Here is a 17,046-nt window from a genome sequence, read left to right on the forward strand (position 1 = left end):
GAATGGCTGCCGAGGTTTGTCAGCAGCCTGAGGCCGCGTCAGCGGCCCTTCCTTATGTATTGGTGCACCCGACTGGGCGAAGGCGGGGGTTTGCCGAAGCACCGCTTCGGCCCGCCTGAGCGCCCCGAGCCTACCGGCGAGGGGCCGGCAATCCAGGGGACAAAAGAAAAGGCCGCGTCAGCGGCCCTTCCTTATATATTGGTGCACCCGACTGGATTCGAACCAGTGACCCCTGCCTTCGGAGGGCAGTACTCTATCCAGCTGAGCTACGGGTGCAGAATGCTGGAATATTGTGCCACGTGGCACAGGGCCGGCAATGATAAAGACTCTCCCGCCGTGCGTCCATGGGCAGCCTGCCAGCATTTGCCGCGCGTCTTGTCCCCGCGCCGGGATCATGCTTATCTCAGCTCCGGTTTTCGACTGCGAGCACCTGCCATGACCGCCTGTCCCATCATCCCCGTCCTGCGCATGTTCGATGAAACCCGGGCTCTGGACTTCTACGTTGATTTTCTCGGTTTCCAGGTGGACTGGACCCACCGTTTTGAGCCGGCCCTGCCCCTGTATATGCAACTCTCCCGCGACGGCTGGGTGCTGCACCTGTCCGAGCACCACGGCGACGGTACGCCCGGCTCTGTGATACGCCTGCTGGCACCCACACTGGAAAACCTGCACCGGGAAATGACCGATCAGGACTACGGCTTCTGCCGGCCGGGGCTTGTGACCACGCCCTGGGGGCAGCTGGAAATGGCCGTCACGGACCCCTTCGGCAACCGGCTGGTGTTCTACCGTGAGCTGGAGCCCTGAAACACCTCAGACAGGAGATAGCGTGATGAAACATTCTCCCCGCACATTCCAGGCCATGAAGGGCCACATCCCCATCGCCATGCTCACCGCCTACATCTGCCCGGTGGCGCGTGCACTGGAGCGCGCCGGTATTCCGGTGATGCTGGTCGGCGACACTGTGGGCATGGTGGAAATGGGTTTCGAGAGCACCCGCGAGGTGACCATCGAACACATGATCTACCACGTTGGCGCGGTACGCCGTGGCGCGCCGGACACCCACATCATTGGCGACCTGCCGTTCAATACCGATCGGGATCCGGACACTGCCCTCTGGCACGCGCGCCGGCTGATCGCCGCCGGGGCGGACAGCGTCAAGCTGGAAGGTGCAAAACAGGACGTGATCCGCCATCTGGTCGCGCACGGCATCGCCGTCGTCGGCCATACCGGGCTGACGCCACAGACTGCGAAAAGCTTTACCAAAGTAGGCCGCACCGAACAGGAAGCGCAGCAGGTACTTGCCGACGCACTGGCCATTGAAGAGGCCGGCGCCTTCATGCTGGTGCTGGAACACATTCCCCATGCCCTGGGCGCCCGGATTACCGGCACGCTGCGCATTCCGACCATCGGTATCGGCGCCGGCCCGGATTGCGACGGGCAGGTGCTGGTGATCAACGATGCCCTCGGGCTGGGCGATTACTGGCCACCGTTTTCCAGGCAATACGCCTATGCCAGCCAGACGCTGGAACAGGTGGCCCGGGCCTTTGCCGGGGAAGTGGCCGCGAAGGAGTTTCCCGACAACATCATCCGGCTTGCCGGAAAAGCCTGACCATCGGGGCCGTGCTGCACGGCCCTGTTTTTTCGCGACACAGAAGCAGCGCCAATATGTGCTAAGGTTCGGAAGCCCCGCAAAAATAACCAGGGATATTCCATGTTCCGACGCACCAAGATCGTGGCCACCGTTGGCCCGGCTTCCTCTTCTGAAGACATGCTTGGCCGGCTGATCGACGCCGGCGTCAATGTGTTCCGCCTGAACTTTTCCCACGGCAGCGCCGACACCCATCGCGACACGGCGGCACGCATCCGCCGGCAGGCGGCGGCACGGCAGAAAGCCGTGGCGATCCTCGCCGACCTGCAAGGGCCGAAAATCCGCATCGCCCGCTTCGCCGATGGCGCGGTCATGCTGAAGACCGGCCAGCACTTCACGCTGGACACCACCCTTGCCGACCAGGCCGGCGACGATGCCCGTGTCGGGCTGGACTACCCCGAGCTGGCCAACGACAGCCAGCCCGGCGATATCCTGCTGCTCAACGACGGGCTGATCGAAATGCGTGTGGAGTCGGTGGACGCCGGCCGCATCCAGTGCGTCGTCACGGCCGGCGGCCGGCTTTCGGACAACAAGGGCATCAACCGCCAGGGTGGCGGCCTGAGTGCCCGGGCGCTGACAGAAAAGGACCGCGACGACATCATCACCGCCGCAGAAATGGATGTGGACTACCTGGCGCTGTCCTTCCCGCGCGACGCCACCGATGTGGACGAAGCCCGCAGCCTGTTCCGTGATGCTGGCGGCGAAGGCGGGGTGGTCGCGAAGATCGAGCGCGCCGAAGCCGTGGCCGACAACGACACCCTGGACGGCATCATCCTCGCCTCGGACGGCGTGATGGTGGCGCGCGGCGATCTGGCGGTGGAAATCGGCGATGCCGAGCTGGTCGGTGTGCAGAAGCACATCATCCAGCGTGCCCGCGCGCTGGACCGTTTCGTGATCACTGCGACGCAGATGATGGAATCCATGATCAACAGCCCGCAGCCGACGCGTGCCGAAGTATCCGACGTGGCCAACGCCGTGCTCGACGGCACCGATGCGGTGATGCTGTCCGCGGAAACCGCCGTGGGGGAATACCCGGAGGCGACGGTCAATGCCATGGCGCGCATCATCCTCGGCGCCGAGCGCACCTATCAGACCTACCCCGGCGGCGCGCAGCGGCTGCACGAACATTTCTCGCGCGTGGACGAATCCATCGCGATGGCCGCGATGTATGTGGCCAATCGCCTGCCCGGTGTGCGCGCCATCATCGCCATGACCGAAACCGGCAATACACCGCAACTGATGTCGCGCATGCGCTCCGGCATGCCGATCTTCGCCTTCACGCCCCACCCGCGCACCCAGCGCCGTGTGGCCATTTACCGGGGGGTGGAAACGATTGCCTTCGACAGTGCCAGCCTGCCGCATGATCGTGTCAACCAGGAAGCCGTGGCCACGCTGCAACGGCAGGGGCTGGTGCAGGACGGCGACACCATCATCATCACCAAAGGCGATTATGTCAGTGCCCATGGCGGCACCAACGCCCTGAAGATCGTGACCGTAGGGGATGTGATCCGCTGAACGAAAAAGCGGGATGAGGCATTTTCCTCATCCCGCGGTACAGCAACACACATCAGAAAGGACAGGCAGTCAACAAACAAACCAGAAAGGAGACTTTGGGTATCACGCCGTACAACGTGATGGCTTCACAATGAAACAGCCATCCCTTTGTCACAAGTCACCTCTGCGTAGTGATTTGTCACATTGCGCCACACCCCTGTGGCGCTGGTGTATCACCTCCCGGTTTCTTTACCGGATCGTAACAACAGACTGTCTTTTATTACCGTCTCGCCACCTCCGGTGACGCTGTTCAGTATTTTCCCGGCATTTTGTATCGCCCCGGTCACGCCACCCCGCCGCTGTGCCAGAGTTGCACGGACGTCCTTGATGGGAGCCTCTGAGTAACTCCCCGGCGCTTCTGGCTTTCCGGGCGGTTCGCGGGCAAGGCGCAGCGTCGAAGGCGTAGCGAGCTACGTCGAGACGTTGCAACGCAGTGCGCGGGCCGCCCGGAAAGCCCCGCAGGGCGGGCGCTACAGCGCACCCTGGCTGCGTTGCACCGCTTGACAAGGGCTACGGCCATTGCCTGCGCGTCGCGCCTTGCCAGGGCACGCTGTAGCGCCCGCAGAAGCGCCGGGGAGTTACTCAGAGGCTCCCTTGCGCATTCACAACAACAACAGGCAATTCGGGAGTACCGGCATGAACCGACTGACCTTGCTGGCCGCGCTGGCCAGCCTGCTGCTCACCGCCTGCGGCGGCTCCGGCAGCAGTACACGCAACACCGCCCCTGGCAATGAACCGGAACCACCTCGTAACGAAGAACGGACACCGATCCCGGTGACTCAGCCCTTCGCCGACCACGGCACCGTGCTGAACATTCTGCCACCGGGCCAGGACGACAACGGCGGTGTCAGCAATCTGTTGCAGGAGATCCCCGGCCTGGGCGACCTGCTCGGCAGCCTGCTGGATGACGGTGTCAGCCAGACCGGACTGGTGCCGGCACTGATTCGCGAGCCGCATTTCGATGACCAGCTCGGCCTGTATGAAGACCTGGCGTTCAGCCCGCCGGGCCTGACCGACGACCAGCTCACCGATTACTTCAAGGCCGCGCCACTGCTGCCGCCGGACGCCGGTGGCTGGACAGCCGAAAGCCAGATCACCAGCGGTGACTACCGTGTCGACATCCGTCGCGACACCTTCGGCGTGCCGCACATCTTCGGGGCCAGCCGCCTTGATGCCCTGTTCGGCATGGGCTATGTCACCGCGCAGGACCGGCTGTTCCTGCTGGACGTGCTGCGCCGCGCCGGACGGGGCGAGCTGTCGAAATTCCTCGGCCCGGCGGATTTTTCCTTCGACCTGGATATTGCCGGGCAGGCGCCCTACCGCGAGGCCGACCGTACCGCGCAGATTGCGCAGGTGGCCAGCGCCCTCGGCGAAGACGGCGCGCAGATATTCAAGGACGCCACCGCGTTCGTGGATGGCCTGAACAAATATGTCCTGGATGCACGCAGCGGGCTGTTGCAGGTGCCGATCGAGTACGTCGGCCTGGGCGTCACGCTGGAGCCGTTCGTGATCGAGGATGTGGTCGCCATCGCCACGCTGATCCAGGGCATCTTCGCCGGCGGCGGTGGCGCCGAGCACCAGAATGTCTTGCTGCTGCATGAACTGGCCGCACGCTACGGCGACCCGGAAGAAGCCTGCGCGCTGTGGCGCGATCTGCGCCATGCCAACGACCCGGAATCTTCCGTCACGACAGCGACCCGCTTCGCCACCCAGTCGCCGGCCCGCATCAATGAGGACGCCTGTCCACTGCTGCCGGAATTCGCCAGCGAATATCCTGGCGCCGTGATGTTCGATGCCGGCAGCTTCGTGGCACACAATCCGCTGGTCACCGAACCCTGTGGCCGCCCCGGACAGGTACAGTGCCCCGGTGTCGCCGGTGGCCTGCCGGCGCTGCCCCTGACCGGCGTGGTGGAAGTAATCATCAACGGCACGATGGAATTGCTGCGCGGCCTGTTGTCACTGTCTGACGCCAGCGACGTCGTTATTCCGCTGCGGCCGGATGGACAACTGTCCAGTACGGACCAGATGCTGGCGGCACGCACACCACTGCGTATGCCGCTGGACACGCGCATCGCTGCACTGGATGACAGCGCCCTGTGGCAGGCACAACGCAGCGCGCAGGCAGCCCTGGCCGGCATCGCGCAATTGCGCGACGGTTTTCCTGCCACCATGTCGAACGCGTTACTGGTCAATGGCGAACATACCGCCAGCGGCCACCCGATTGCGGTGTTCGGCCCGCAAACCAGTTACTTTGTGCCGCAGCTGTTGCTGGAAATGGCCGTGCACGGTGGTGACCTGCATACGCGCGGCATGACCTTTACCGGCCTGCCCTATGTGGTGATCGGGCGCGGCCCGGACTTCGCCTGGAGCGCCACGTCAGGCAACTCCGACCTCACTGACGTCAAAGTGCTGCCGTTGTGTGCACCGGGCGGCGGTGGCGCCCGCGACGGCTATATCTATCGCGGCCGGTGCGTCGCCTTCGATGTGATCGACGACAGCTGGAGCGCGCGCTGGAACGTGGCCGTGCCCGCCGGTGATCCGCTGGCCACCGGGCAGAACGTGAAAGTCACCCGGCACATCATCCGCAGCCCGCACATCGGCCCGGTGCTCGGCTACGCCACCGTGAACGGCCAGGCCGTGGCGCTGGTGCGTCAGCGCAGCACCTATTTCGCCGAGCTGGATACCGCGCTGCCGTTCCTGCTGGCGACACGCAACGATGTGTTTGATGCGCAAAGTTTCCGCGAGGTCTTCAACCTCACTACCGGCAGCTTCAACTGGTTCTACATCGACGACCAGGACATCAGCTTTATCCACGCCGGCTTGTATCCGCGCCGCGCAGAAGGCGTGCACCCCGAGCTGCCGTCCTGGGGCGATGGCCGTTATGACTGGCAGGGCTTTTTGTCACTGGAAGAGCACCCGCAGGATACCAATCCGGCACGCGGCTTCCTGGCCAGCTGGAACAACCGCCCGGCACCGGACTGGTGGTCGGCGGATGACAACGCCAGTTATCAGTTGGTGCACCGCAACGATATGCTTGAGATGCGGCTGGAAAAACTCGTCGCCGACGGCAACGTGACCCGCGGCAGCCTCACTGAAGCCATGGGCGATGCGGCGGTGACCGACCTGCGCGGCCAGGAGATCCTGCCCGCCGCACTGGCGCTGCTGCAACGCGGTACGCTGACCAGTGCGCAGCAGGAGGCCGTGTTCATGCTGCACGACTGGGTCGATGTCGGTGCGCCGCGTCGTGATCGCGACAATGATGGACGTTACGACCAGGAAGACGCCGTGGCGCTGATGGATGCCTGGTATCCGCGCATGATCGAGCAACTGCTGCCGCAGATCCTGCCGCTGGAAGCGACGGATTTCGGCAACCTGATGCCGGTGGGCCGGGACAACAAGCCCGGCGATATGGGCTCCGCGTATCAGCATGGTTACTACGGCTATCTCCGCCGTGTGCTCGACATGGCCAACGGGGATTCCGGTGCGCCCTACCGGGCGCTGCGCTGCGCCGGGTCCGACAACGCGACCTTCTGCCGGGCGCAATTGCTGGGCAGCCTGGACCAGGCGCTCACAGACCTCGGTGGCATCGGCAATCGCGACAACTGGCTGGTGGACATGACGCAGGACAGCATTGAACACCGCGCCATTGGCCTGGCCGGCCTGCGGCCGATTCACTGGCAGAACCGGCCGACGTTCCAGCAAGTGGTGGAATTTACCTCGTCGCGCTGAGACAGCCCGTCGCCGTCACTGCAAACCCGGCAGTGGCGGCGGCGACATCCGATGCGGCTGTCTGGAGATGCTCTCCAGGAAGGCGACCAGCGCTGCGATGTCCTGCTCCGACAGGCCGAGCGGTTTCAGCAGGGGGGAGTTTTCCGGATACCGGGGGTCTTCCCGCAGCGGATTGCGCGCGCTCACCTCGGCGCCGCCGGCGTTATAGATATTCAGCAATCCCTCCAGTGTCAGCAACAGGCCGTTATGCGCCCAGGGGCCGGTAAAGGTCACGTCGCGCAATCCGGGGGTGCGGAACTTGCCGATATCCTCGGCCCGGCCTGTCGCGTCATAGCGCCCACGGTCTTCCTTCAGGCGCCCGAAGAAGTGCAGCCCGATATTGTGAAACTCGCCGTCCGTCAGCAACGGGCCATGGTGGCAGTTCATGCAACCGGCCTGCGTGCGGAACAGATGCAGCCCACGCACCTGCGCATCACTGAGAAAGCGGTACTCGCCGCGCATGAACCGGTCAAACCGGCTGGTGCGGCTGGTGACCGTGCGCACGAACGTGGCGATGGCCCGGGCAACGGTGTCCTGGTTGATGTCGTCCTCACCAAAGGCGCGCTCGAACGCATCGCGATAGGCCGGGATGCGCCCGAGCGTGCGCATGACCTGTTTCAGGTCAGCGTTCATTTCCCGCGGATTCACCATGGCCATCAACGCCTGCTGCTCCAGCGTTTCGGCGCGGCCATCCCAGAACACGCTTTGCAGATAGCCCGCGTTGATGATGGTCGGGGCGTTGCGTCCGCCAGCGCGCCGGTCATGCCCGAAGGGCACCGCCCGCCCGTCCGCCCAGCCCAGGTCCGGGTCGTGACAGGAAGCACAGGCAATCTGGCCGGACGATGACAGCCGTGGATCGAAAAAAAGCAGCCTCCCCAACACGGCCTTGTCGGCGGAATAAGGATTGTCTTCCGGATAAGGCACCGGCGGCAGCGGTGCGATTTCATGCCAGGCGATGCCATCCGCAATCGTCGGCGCCGGCCAGCAGTTCACCGGCTGTTCATACGCGGCACGCAAGGCCGCCATGTCCGGCTCCGCCGGCAACGTCACGCACTGTGACGCTGCAGCGCTGCCACTCATCAGCCCGAGCAGCACCAGCCCGGCCAGCCTAGAACGCATAGTCCATCCCCAGCCAGAAGCGCCGGCCGATTTCGACGCCGCGTGCGCCCACAGGCACGCTGTAGGTGCGCGCGTTGGCGATGTTCTCGACGTCCAGCAGCAGGGAGAAACGATGGCGGGGCCAGGGTGTCCATTTGAGGTTGGCGTTGGCGAGCACACGACGCGGGGTGTTGGAGTCCGTCAGCACCGGCAGCACCTCTGGCTGGCCGTCCGGTCCAACAACGGTGATGTTGCCCGTCTCGATGATATTGTCGTAACTGCCGGCGTACGACAGCACCATACCGACCTGCAATGTGTTCGCGACATCCTGCGAAATACGGACGTTACCTACCAGCGGCCGTGCAAAGTTCTGGCGCAGCGTCTCCACTGCGCTGCTACGCAGACGTTGGTCGCGATACCATACATAAGGTGAGGTGGCGACATCGCCCAGCGCATCATCATAACTCTCGTTGGTGGAAGAAGATTCCGACCAGGTCAGTGTGATGCCGGCGTGCGTGCCGGTGGACCAGCTTCTGTCCCAACTTAGAGAAAGGCTTTCGTACTCGCTATGCCCGTTGTTATTCAGCATGATCACGCGAAAGCCGTCCTGCAGAATATCCGTGCTTTCACTGGAAAACTGATCGCGGTTACGGCGCTGCAGCAGATCAATGCTGGCCACCCCGCCGAGAAAATGCTGCCGCAGGCCGAGGGTCAATTCATCACTGTAAGGCGTCTTCAGGTCACCGGAGCGATATATCTCCTCGGTCTGATAAGCCGCACGCTCCCACTCATTGACGATATTCTGCGTAGCTCCCCTAGACTCCGCGTAGGCAGGACGGCGCGCCTCGCGCAAGCGATAGGTAATCAGCGCGCCGCCGTAGTAGCGGTTCGCGCCGAACACCAGCAGGCTGCGGCGATCACCGGCCAGATCCACACTGAAACGGCTGCGCGGTGCGATATCGATGTTGCGGGTGTAATCATTGTAATCACCACGCAGGCCGAACGTCGCCTCGAACCGGGACCAGGAAAAACTGGCCTCGCTGAACAGGCCCGCCTCCAGCAGGCTGACGTCCACGCTGTCGGCGTCATACACCATCCGGCGGGTAAAGTACTGTTCGTTATCAATGCAATCCGTCACGGACCCACGACAATCTATGTCCGGGTTCTTCAGCGCTGAACTGTACTGCCGGCTCGTCGAAGGCCGTTCGTAGCCAATCTGGCTGTAGATGGCTTCTGTTCCGTAGTTCACCTGCATGACCGATCCGGCCACTGCGCGCGCGGGTTCGCTGATCTTGAATTTGTTACTGGCGCTTTGCTCAAAACGCTCCAGCGAGCCGGTCCCGCCAATGTGACTCAAACCGGTTTCCACGTTGGCGCCCCAGGGTTTGCTGGCGGTCACCGCCCAGCTAAAGCCATCACGCGGCCCCTCGCGATTGCTCTCCCGTGTTGAAAGATTGGTGTCGAACTGCACCCGGCGCGCGCCGTCGGTGACAAACCGGACTTTATTACCCAGAGACAGGCCACCTCCGGTGAACTGATACTCGCTGTCCAGATAAGTGGGCAGGTAGCCGGTTTGTTCAAACGGCGCCCAGATCAGGCTGGTATCGGATTCGAGGCCGTTAAAGAATGCCTGGCTGTGCTTGAGAAACAGGTTCAGATTGCGCTGCGTCTGTTGCTCGGTCTGGTTCACCACCAGCAGTGGTGTACTGGATTCGGCCAGTGCGAACGCTGCAACGATACCTGCCGTATCACTTATCGGACGTGAGTGACGCACGGTATAACGGCTGCGCCTGAAGTCCGGCTCGCTGACCGGTGTGCTTTCCACGCCGGGCTCCGGTGGCAGCTGGAATACCCGGGTCTTTACCCAGTCGCCCTGTGTGCGGCGAGCCGAGAGATATGTTTCCGGCCTGGCGCTGTGCCGACGGGTTTCCATATTCACCACCCCGCCCAGAAAGCGCCCGTACTCTGCCGGCACGTTGCTCTGCCAGACTTCTACGCTGTCGATCAGGTCCAGGTCCAGAAACAGCCCCTGATCCTGACGCGGCGGCTCGGAGCCAAGCCCACTCCCCTTGCCCGGATCAAAGCGACTGTTGACGGAAAAGCCGTCCAGCGTGAAGTTGTTTTCGTAGATGCGTCCGCCGGCAATCGAGACCGATGGCGGGCGCAGGTCCACCAGCGAGTCATCGTCGAAACGCTCCTCGTCAAACTGCACATTTGGCACACTGCTCAACACTGGCGTAATCTGGCCACTGCCCTGGCCATACGCATCCAGTTGCCTGCGGTTGATCAGCCAGCTGCCTTCCTTTTCCGTCGGCGCGGTGGATTCGCGTTGGGCGCGTACTTCCACTTTACGCAACAGTGCCGTGCCTTCGGGCGAGGCAACGCCGTCCGCCAGCTCATTGTCCGTGTCGGAATCTGCGCACACAGGCGCAGCCAGAATGGAAAGAAGCAGCCCCGCAAGGGGCTGCCTGAGTAACCGGAGTGTCATGAGGATCAGGCCGCGCAGTCCGCCAGGCCGTCCGTAGCAAAGAAGGGGCGACGATCCTGACTGTCGGGGCATCCATCGCCGTCGATGTTATCGTCAAGTTCGAAGGGGTTTTCGCCGGCGCTGCTGTCCACCGGGTCAAAGAAGTCCGGGCGACCATCGCCGTCCAAGTCGCGTGAGGCATGGAGACTTCCGGGGAAATCATCATGTTCTACGATGGCCGCCGCCACCGCGCCGAGGGCCGCCTCACGGTCTGGACGATACTCGATCTGATTAGCGGCTCCCACAGCGTCAGCAGCGTAACCGGCATCCACCAACAACAATGCTATGGCACTAATGGCATTCGCTCTTTGCTCAGAAGAATTCAGTGCCAGCGCCTCATTGATGAGTGGCGCATTGTTATCCGACAGCAGCGAGGCCACCTGTGTCTCCAGCCATCCTAAAAGCGCCTGTCGATCCGAATCCGGCACGCCATCCACAACAATACGCGAACGCAGAGTTTCACGCACTGACAGCAACGTAGCCACATAAGAGCGGACCAGAGCAATCTTTGCGTTACGCTCGGACTGATCATCGCCAACTGGCAGAGGCAGCGCCGGCACACTTTCCAGGGCTGAAGACAATGCGCTTTGTGTCACTGCATTGAGGCCAGCCAATGCTGAAAATCTGGCAACGGTCATCAGGTTATTGCGGCTATCTTCACTGGCCTGAGCCAACGGAAGCATGCGCTCTGCCACAACACCTATGCGCTGTAGATCAGACATGCGCACCAGTTCATTGTTGATCACACTCGAGTAAGAGAAAAACTGAACATCCGGTGTCGACCAACTATAACCTTGCATAAACGCCAGACAACTATCCATCTCCGCATCTGCACGCTCACGATCGCCGATGCGATACCATGCGAACGCCACCTTGGCACAGCCCCAGGAACCCAGCATGTTCGCACTGTCCGCATTTTCCTCCAGCCAGGCGTCACTACCGACAATATCGCCTGCATATTCAATCACGGCAGCGGCTGCTTCCAATTGCGACAGGCCGATCAGCAGATTGAGAAGACCGACTCCATCATAGTTTGTGCCCGTCCAGAGAATGGTATCAAGGCTGCTACCCAGGCTCTCTTCATCCGCCAGAAGCTCGTCGAGCACCACATCTACTTCCTGCTCTTCTAGCGCCGCCAACGTCTGCCATGCAGCGATAGCGGCCAGTGCACGGCTTTTCTGGGAAGCAGAGCTAATGGTATCCGCCAGCGCCAAGAATTCGTCAATGCGATCATTTCGTCCGTATACGTCTGCCATATAGCGAATCGACGAATCCACATTGGTACCTTGCTCACGGAGAGTCAGGAATGTCTCAACGGTCGGCCATGGGTCTTGCCCCAGACGATCCTCGTACACAGCGATTACCGCCAGATAAAGGGCTTTCACCGTTTCCGTACCATTTGGCAGCGGCGGCATGCCCAACACAATCGTCTTGTAGACAGCCAGCAACTGCTCAGCTTCGGTCAGCGACAAATTACCAGATTCATACTCTGCGATGGCGTCCGGAACCGGACCCAAACCAGTAGCACTACCAAGTGCTCCAATCACTCTTCCATATAACGTGCGAACATCTGCATTCCCAGCATTCACTAAAGCAAACTGATACAGAGGCTCAAGAGCACGCTCGCCCAAATCGGCATTGCCTGAATAGCGAGAGAAATTCACCAGACTGATCAGCATTTCGGCTTCATCCTCGCCGACAAATCCCGGTCCACCCAGGGATGCAATGATCCTATCCGCGCCATCCAGCGCTGCCATCATCACTTCCCTAGCATCTTCCGTGCGCCCCTGGCCTCCCAGAAGCTGGGCAACTTTCTTCTGTGCTTCAATGCGCTGTCCAGCCTGAAAAATTCGAGTTTCCAATGTCACCAACGCCTGATCCAGCAGGCCGGCCGCAGCCTGCCCCGCCGCAATACTCTGATATAACGGATCCAGCACGTTATCATCCATGATCCCGTCAAAAATCCGCTCGGCCCGATAAAACGGCGACAAATCCGAGGCGTAGAAATACGCCAGCCGGCGCGCATTATCACTGCCCAGGAACTCACCCGGCGCCAGCGGCAGGGTGTGATCAATCGCATCGCGTGCGGCAGTGATGCCAGCGATGCGGTCGCCGGAAAGGGTCGGGACGGTGAAGTTTTCATCCGCCAGGTCCGCCAGCTCAATCTCGCCTTCGTTCAGCGCGTAACGAATCAGGTTGACCACGCGCGCGCTATCCAGCGGCACACCACGGCGGCCATTGGCATGCCAAACGGCCTGCACCAGTGCATCGAAATTGGCAGCGGTGACCGGGTCATCCAGATTCAATGCGCCGATGTATTCGTTGATATGGTGCGCCATGCCCACGCGCAGATTGGCCAGCGTAAAGCGTTCGGCCACCTGCTCGGCGTCCGCCGCGCCCGAGGCGTCGAACTGCGCTTCCACTTCCGCCAGCAAGGCAAAATTGTCGGCGGTGCTGGCGGCACGGGCGTTGTCGATCAGCTGCTGCCGCGCCAGCGTCTGGTCGCCATTGGCGGCCAGCAGCGCGCCGGCGATCAGTGTCACCGGCGCTTCCTCATCGCGCAGCGCATTCAGCCAGCCGGCCAGGCGCAGCGCGCTGTATTGCACGGCGGCGCTGTCACGCGGATCGCTCAGCACGGCCGCTTCGCTGAGGCCATACCAGAGCGCGACTTGCTGCGTGGCCGCCTCGGCACTCAGGCTTTCTTCCTCAATCAGGTACTGCACCAGTGACGTCAGCAGTGACACCACCGGTTCAGCACCAGTGACCGGCGCACTGAGCACTGCGTTGCGGAAGCTGTAGCCGGTGATGACATCTTCGCCGCCACGGCTGGTGAGCACCGCGCCGCTGAGGCTGCTGCCGGCAGGGTAGTTGATCGTAAAGCGGCCTTCGTTGTCCGTGGTCACCACCGCTGCCAGGGCATTGCCGCTGGCGCTGCGCAGCGTCACCGTGGCGCCGGCAATGGCCGGGTCCACCACCACGCCACTCATGCTGTGTGTCGACGGCGTGCCGCCGTTGCCGCCGCCACCGCCCCCGCCGCCACAGGCGGAAAGCAGGCCCAGACCCAGCACGATCAGCACCGTGCGGACGGAAAAGGAAACTGTGTTCATGGCGCAAGCCCCCCGAGAAAAGTTGAATCATTCATGCCGGGCCGGGATTCCCTGGCCGCCGGGCGACATCCTGTCGAGGCGTGCGGTGTGCGTGTCGTCAGTCGCAGATCACGTTGTGCAGCTGCATGGCGTGTGTCGGGTCCAGTTCCAGCAGCAGGCAACCATCACGACGTGCACTGGCGGAGTCCGGGAAGGTGAAACGCTCGATGCCGTCGCAGGTGAGGTCCCGCGCCGCCAGCCAATCGGCCAGCACCGGGTCACCCACTTCCTGGGCAAAGCCTTCACCCAGGTTGATCCACTCGTCGCAGTTCAGGGCCAGCGCCGGCGCCTGATCGGCACCGGCCAGCGAGGCAAGGCCGCCGCACAGCAGCAGGGCAGGCAAGCGTGTTCGAGACATGGCAAATCCCCCGGTCCGATCTGAAGCAAAGACGGCTGCCGTGGCCGGCAGTCTTGAGGCGGAGATCGTAAATCTAAATAATAATGATTATCAACCAATAAATGATATTACATGGACATTATCCCGTTCACGTTGCCGCCCCCGCCTTCGCGCTATAGCCTCATTGGCACACCAACCCCTTGAATTGGAAGGCATGTCGAAGCCCACCCGCGACACCCGGAGTCCGCCATGATCATTGCCCAAGCCGCCCGCTGGACCAGTGCCCTGCTGGCCCTCGTCGCCCTGAATGCCTGCTCGGCAGAAGATGCCCGCCCGCCTGCGGGCAGCATCGGGGCCAGCCTGACCGTGCTGGAAACCAGTGCGCCGCAGACGTCCCAGGCACATGGTTTTGTTATCGAGACACTGGCCGAAGGCCTGGACCATCCCTGGTCGGTGGCTTTTCTGCCGGATGGAGCACTGTTGATCAGCGAACGCGCCGGCACCCTGCGGCGATTGTCGCCAGCCGGGCTCTCCGCACCGCTGGCCGGCGTGCCGGAGGTGGTGGCGGAGAATCAGGGTGGGCTGCTGGATATCGCGCTGCACCCGGACTTCGCCGAGCAGCCGTTCGTGTACCTCAGCTATGCCACCGCCTGTGCCGAAGGGGGCGCCACCACGGCGTTCGGGCGTGGCCGGCTGACAGACAATGGCCTGGTGGATTTCACCGAGCTATTCGCCGCCGATGCCTGCGCGCGCGGCGGCCGCCACCACGCAGGGCGCCTGCTGTTCGACCGGGACGGCTTTCTGTATCTGAGTGTCGGTGACCGCGGCCAGGACCCGCGTGCGCAGGACACCAGCGATCACGCCGGCACGCTGTTGCGTTTCCATGCCGACGGCAGCGTCCCGGCGGATAACCCGTTCGCGGGCGACGACTCCGCCCGCCATGAAATCTGGAGTTACGGCCACCGCAATCCGCAGGGCCTGGCACTGCACCCGGACACGGGCGCCGTCTGGGAACAGGAGCATGGCCCGAAGGGCGGCGACGAGATCAACCTGATCCGCCCCGGCATCAACTACGGCTGGCCCCTCATTACCTACGGGCGCGAGTACAACGGCGACTACATCGGGCCGGCCGAACAGGACGGGCTGGAACAACCGCTGAAACACTGGACGCCTTCCATCGCGCCGTCGGGCATGGCGTTTTACCAGGGCGATGCCTTTCCCGAGTGGCGCGGTGATATTTTTGTCGGCGCCCTGGCGGGCACACACCTGGCACGGGTGCGTTTTGACGGCACGGAGGAAGTCAGCGAAGAAAAACTGCTGGCAGACACCGGCTACCGGATCCGCGACGTACGCACGGGACCGGATGGTCGGCTCTATTTATTGACCGATGCACCAGACGGCAAACTGCTGCGGCTGTCACCGCCCTAGACTTTGGTCGGGCAGCCCGGGAAAAACGGAACTTGTTAACTGAATCACACTGCCCTCCGGTGCGATAGTCCCAGCTTCGCAACGGAGGGCAGGGACGCAGGCGCGCCCTCCGAACCAATAACATGTTCTCGGGGAAGCTCATGCCACGTTCCGCATTTCGCCGTACGCCGCTGGCGGCGGCTGTTCTTGCCGCGCTGTCCGTGCCCGTCCAGGCCTCGCTGCTCGACGATGCCACGCCCGTTCTCACCCTCCGCACACTGCCCGAAGGTTATCGCTTCAGCAGCTTCGATGTGGCGGCACTGCCCGACGCACAGGTGGCTGTGGTCTGGACCGAACACCACAGCGGCCTGACCGACCCCGATCTGCTGGTACTGCAACGGTTCGACAACGACGGTGCCCCGGTGGGCGAGGCCCTGACGCTGTTTGAAGAACAGGCCAACACCTCGTCGCTGAGCCAGGCGCGTATCGCCGCAGATGAACAGGGCAATATGGTCGTGGCCTGGAATCACCAGGAAAGCGGCAGCCTTTCAACAGGCTGCAGTGGCATCGTGCAGTTTGTGCGCATCAGCGCGAACGGTGATATCTCCACGACAAGCTCCCCGGATGCAGGCGCCAGCGGCGGCTTGTGCCACCCGGCCGTGGCAATGGATGCGGACGGGGATTTCGCCGTGCTGTGGCTCGACGACAACAGCGTGCCCACCCAATACCTGCGCACCTTCCAGGCCAATGGCAACACGCTGGCCGGCCCGATACTGGTCGCCACCCCCAACGGCAACACGCCCGCCGCCCTGGCCATGCAACGTGACGGCACCCTGATGACGGCCTGGCGGACCAACAGCATTCTGCAGGGGCGCCGTATCAGCCTGAACGGCACCTCGCTGGGCGCCGCTGCCCGCCTTGACGGCAGTGAACTGACCGCCAGCCTGATTCAGCAGAACCCGGCCCTGGCCGCAGACCGGGACGGCGGGTTTGCCGCCCTCTGGTCCGAGTTCAATCCCAACGCCGACACGGAGGACATGGAAGTCACCGTGCGCGGCCAGCGCTGGCAGGCGGACGGCACGGCAGGCGATGCTTTCCTGCTCGCCAACATGGCCAACAACGGTTCGGATTATTTCAGCGCGCCGGGCCTGGGTGCGGACAGCGAAGGCAACCTGGCAACGGCGTGGGTGTTGATGACGCCCCATTCCCCGGACACCCCGCAGGCCACGGCGCTGGATGCAGACAGCGAGGTGATCGGGGAGCCGCAGACGGCGTGGACAGACGGCATCACCGGCGACTCGGACCTGTCCACACCGCGTCTGGCCATGAGTGACGAGGTGATTGCCCTTGCCTGGACACACCGCACCGAATACGGAGAGCCGGAACAATTGCATCTGCGTCTTGCCCCGCCGCTGACCGACCCGGCCACCATTCCACCGCCGGCCACGGGGGGCGGTGGTGGCGGAGGGGGTGCAAGCTGGCTGTTCTGGCCTCTGGCCGCGCTTGGCCTGCTGCGCCGGCGAACACATCGCTGATCACTGCGCTGATAAAAACGACTTTC

The 17,046-nt window shown here is 63.0% G+C and carries 10 protein-coding genes and 1 tRNA gene; 6 read left to right on the forward strand and 5 right to left on the reverse strand.

The window, feature by feature from the left end; all coding sequences use genetic code 11:
- Nucleotides 1-199 precede the first annotated feature (199 nt).
- Nucleotides 200-276 (reverse strand) — tRNA-Arg (locus tag S7S_RS17200).
- Between the two features lie 159 nt (nt 277-435).
- On the opposite strand from S7S_RS17200, the gene S7S_RS17205 reads away from it, so the two are divergent.
- The 4 genes from S7S_RS17205 to S7S_RS17220 all read left to right on the forward strand — a co-directional run bounded on the left by S7S_RS17205 (nt 436) and on the right by S7S_RS17220 (nt 6,931).
- The gene (locus tag S7S_RS17205) at nt 436-804 is read left to right on the forward strand and encodes a glyoxalase superfamily protein (protein WP_008734980.1); all 369 of its coding nucleotides are present in this window, start codon (nt 436-438) and stop codon (nt 802-804) included.
- 25 nt (nt 805-829) lie between these two features.
- Nucleotides 830-1,609, forward strand: a complete 780-nt coding sequence (panB, locus tag S7S_RS17210; protein ID WP_008734977.1) for a 3-methyl-2-oxobutanoate hydroxymethyltransferase — start codon at nt 830-832, stop codon at nt 1,607-1,609.
- A gap of 102 nt (nt 1,610-1,711) precedes the next feature.
- Nucleotides 1,712-3,163 (forward strand): pyruvate kinase, encoded by a 1,452-nt coding sequence (gene pyk / locus S7S_RS17215; RefSeq protein ID WP_008734975.1) that lies wholly within the window; start codon nt 1,712-1,714, stop codon nt 3,161-3,163.
- A gap of 675 nt (nt 3,164-3,838) precedes the next feature.
- A complete protein-coding gene (locus S7S_RS17220) occupies nt 3,839-6,931 on the forward strand; it encodes a penicillin acylase family protein (protein WP_041026029.1) in 3,093 nt (1,030 codons plus the stop codon).
- A gap of 15 nt (nt 6,932-6,946) precedes the next feature.
- Here S7S_RS17220 and S7S_RS17225 read toward each other — a convergent pair whose 3' ends face one another.
- The 4 genes from S7S_RS17225 to S7S_RS17240 form a co-directional block, all read right to left on the reverse strand.
- Nucleotides 6,947-8,089, reverse strand: a complete 1,143-nt coding sequence (locus S7S_RS17225) for a cytochrome-c peroxidase (protein ID WP_008734970.1) — start codon at nt 8,087-8,089, stop codon at nt 6,947-6,949.
- Nucleotides 8,079-10,493 (reverse strand): TonB-dependent receptor, encoded by a 2,415-nt coding sequence (locus S7S_RS17230; RefSeq protein WP_008734968.1) that lies wholly within the window; start codon nt 10,491-10,493, stop codon nt 8,079-8,081. Before S7S_RS17230 ends, S7S_RS17225 begins: the two co-directional genes overlap by 11 nt.
- A gap of 68 nt (nt 10,494-10,561) precedes the next feature.
- Nucleotides 10,562-13,702 carry a carboxypeptidase-like regulatory domain-containing protein gene (locus S7S_RS17235; protein WP_008734961.1) on the reverse strand — a complete coding sequence of 1,047 codons (3,141 nt, stop codon included), beginning with the start codon at nt 13,700-13,702 and terminating at the stop codon, nt 10,562-10,564.
- A gap of 97 nt (nt 13,703-13,799) precedes the next feature.
- Complete coding sequence (locus S7S_RS17240) at nt 13,800-14,099, reverse strand: hypothetical protein (RefSeq protein WP_144401699.1); 300 nt, start codon at nt 14,097-14,099, stop codon at nt 13,800-13,802.
- 228 nt (nt 14,100-14,327) lie between these two features.
- Between S7S_RS17240 and S7S_RS17245 the strand changes: the two genes are divergently transcribed.
- Nucleotides 14,328-15,506, forward strand: coding sequence for a PQQ-dependent sugar dehydrogenase (locus S7S_RS17245; protein ID WP_008734958.1), 1,179 nt, complete (start codon nt 14,328-14,330; stop codon nt 15,504-15,506).
- 140 nt (nt 15,507-15,646) lie between these two features.
- Nucleotides 15,647-17,020, forward strand: a complete 1,374-nt coding sequence (locus tag S7S_RS17250) for an NHL repeat-containing protein (protein ID WP_008734956.1) — start codon at nt 15,647-15,649, stop codon at nt 17,018-17,020.
- The last annotated feature ends 26 nt before the right edge of the window (nt 17,021-17,046 follow it).

Origin of the sequence: Isoalcanivorax pacificus W11-5 (assembly GCF_000299335.2) — a bacterium.
GTDB classification, from domain to species: domain Bacteria; phylum Pseudomonadota; class Gammaproteobacteria; order Pseudomonadales; family Alcanivoracaceae; genus Isoalcanivorax; species Isoalcanivorax pacificus.

Coding starts and splice junctions, on each gene's coding strand:
- S7S_RS17205 (WP_008734980.1), top strand. CDS start 436: ATGACCGCCTGTCCCATCATCCCCGTCCTGCGCATGTTCGATGAAACC.
- panB (WP_008734977.1), top strand. CDS start 830: ATGAAACATTCTCCCCGCACATTCCAGGCCATGAAGGGCCACATCCCC.
- pyk (WP_008734975.1), top strand. CDS start 1,712: ATGTTCCGACGCACCAAGATCGTGGCCACCGTTGGCCCGGCTTCCTCT.
- S7S_RS17220 (WP_041026029.1), top strand. CDS start 3,839: ATGAACCGACTGACCTTGCTGGCCGCGCTGGCCAGCCTGCTGCTCACC.
- S7S_RS17225 (WP_008734970.1), bottom strand. CDS start 8,089: ATGCGTTCTAGGCTGGCCGGGCTGGTGCTGCTCGGGCTGATGAGTGGC.
- S7S_RS17235 (WP_008734961.1), bottom strand. CDS start 13,702: ATGAACACAGTTTCCTTTTCCGTCCGCACGGTGCTGATCGTGCTGGGT.
- S7S_RS17240 (WP_144401699.1), bottom strand. CDS start 14,099: ATGTCTCGAACACGCTTGCCTGCCCTGCTGCTGTGCGGCGGCCTTGCC.
- S7S_RS17245 (WP_008734958.1), top strand. CDS start 14,328: ATGATCATTGCCCAAGCCGCCCGCTGGACCAGTGCCCTGCTGGCCCTC.
- S7S_RS17250 (WP_008734956.1), top strand. CDS start 15,647: ATGCCACGTTCCGCATTTCGCCGTACGCCGCTGGCGGCGGCTGTTCTT.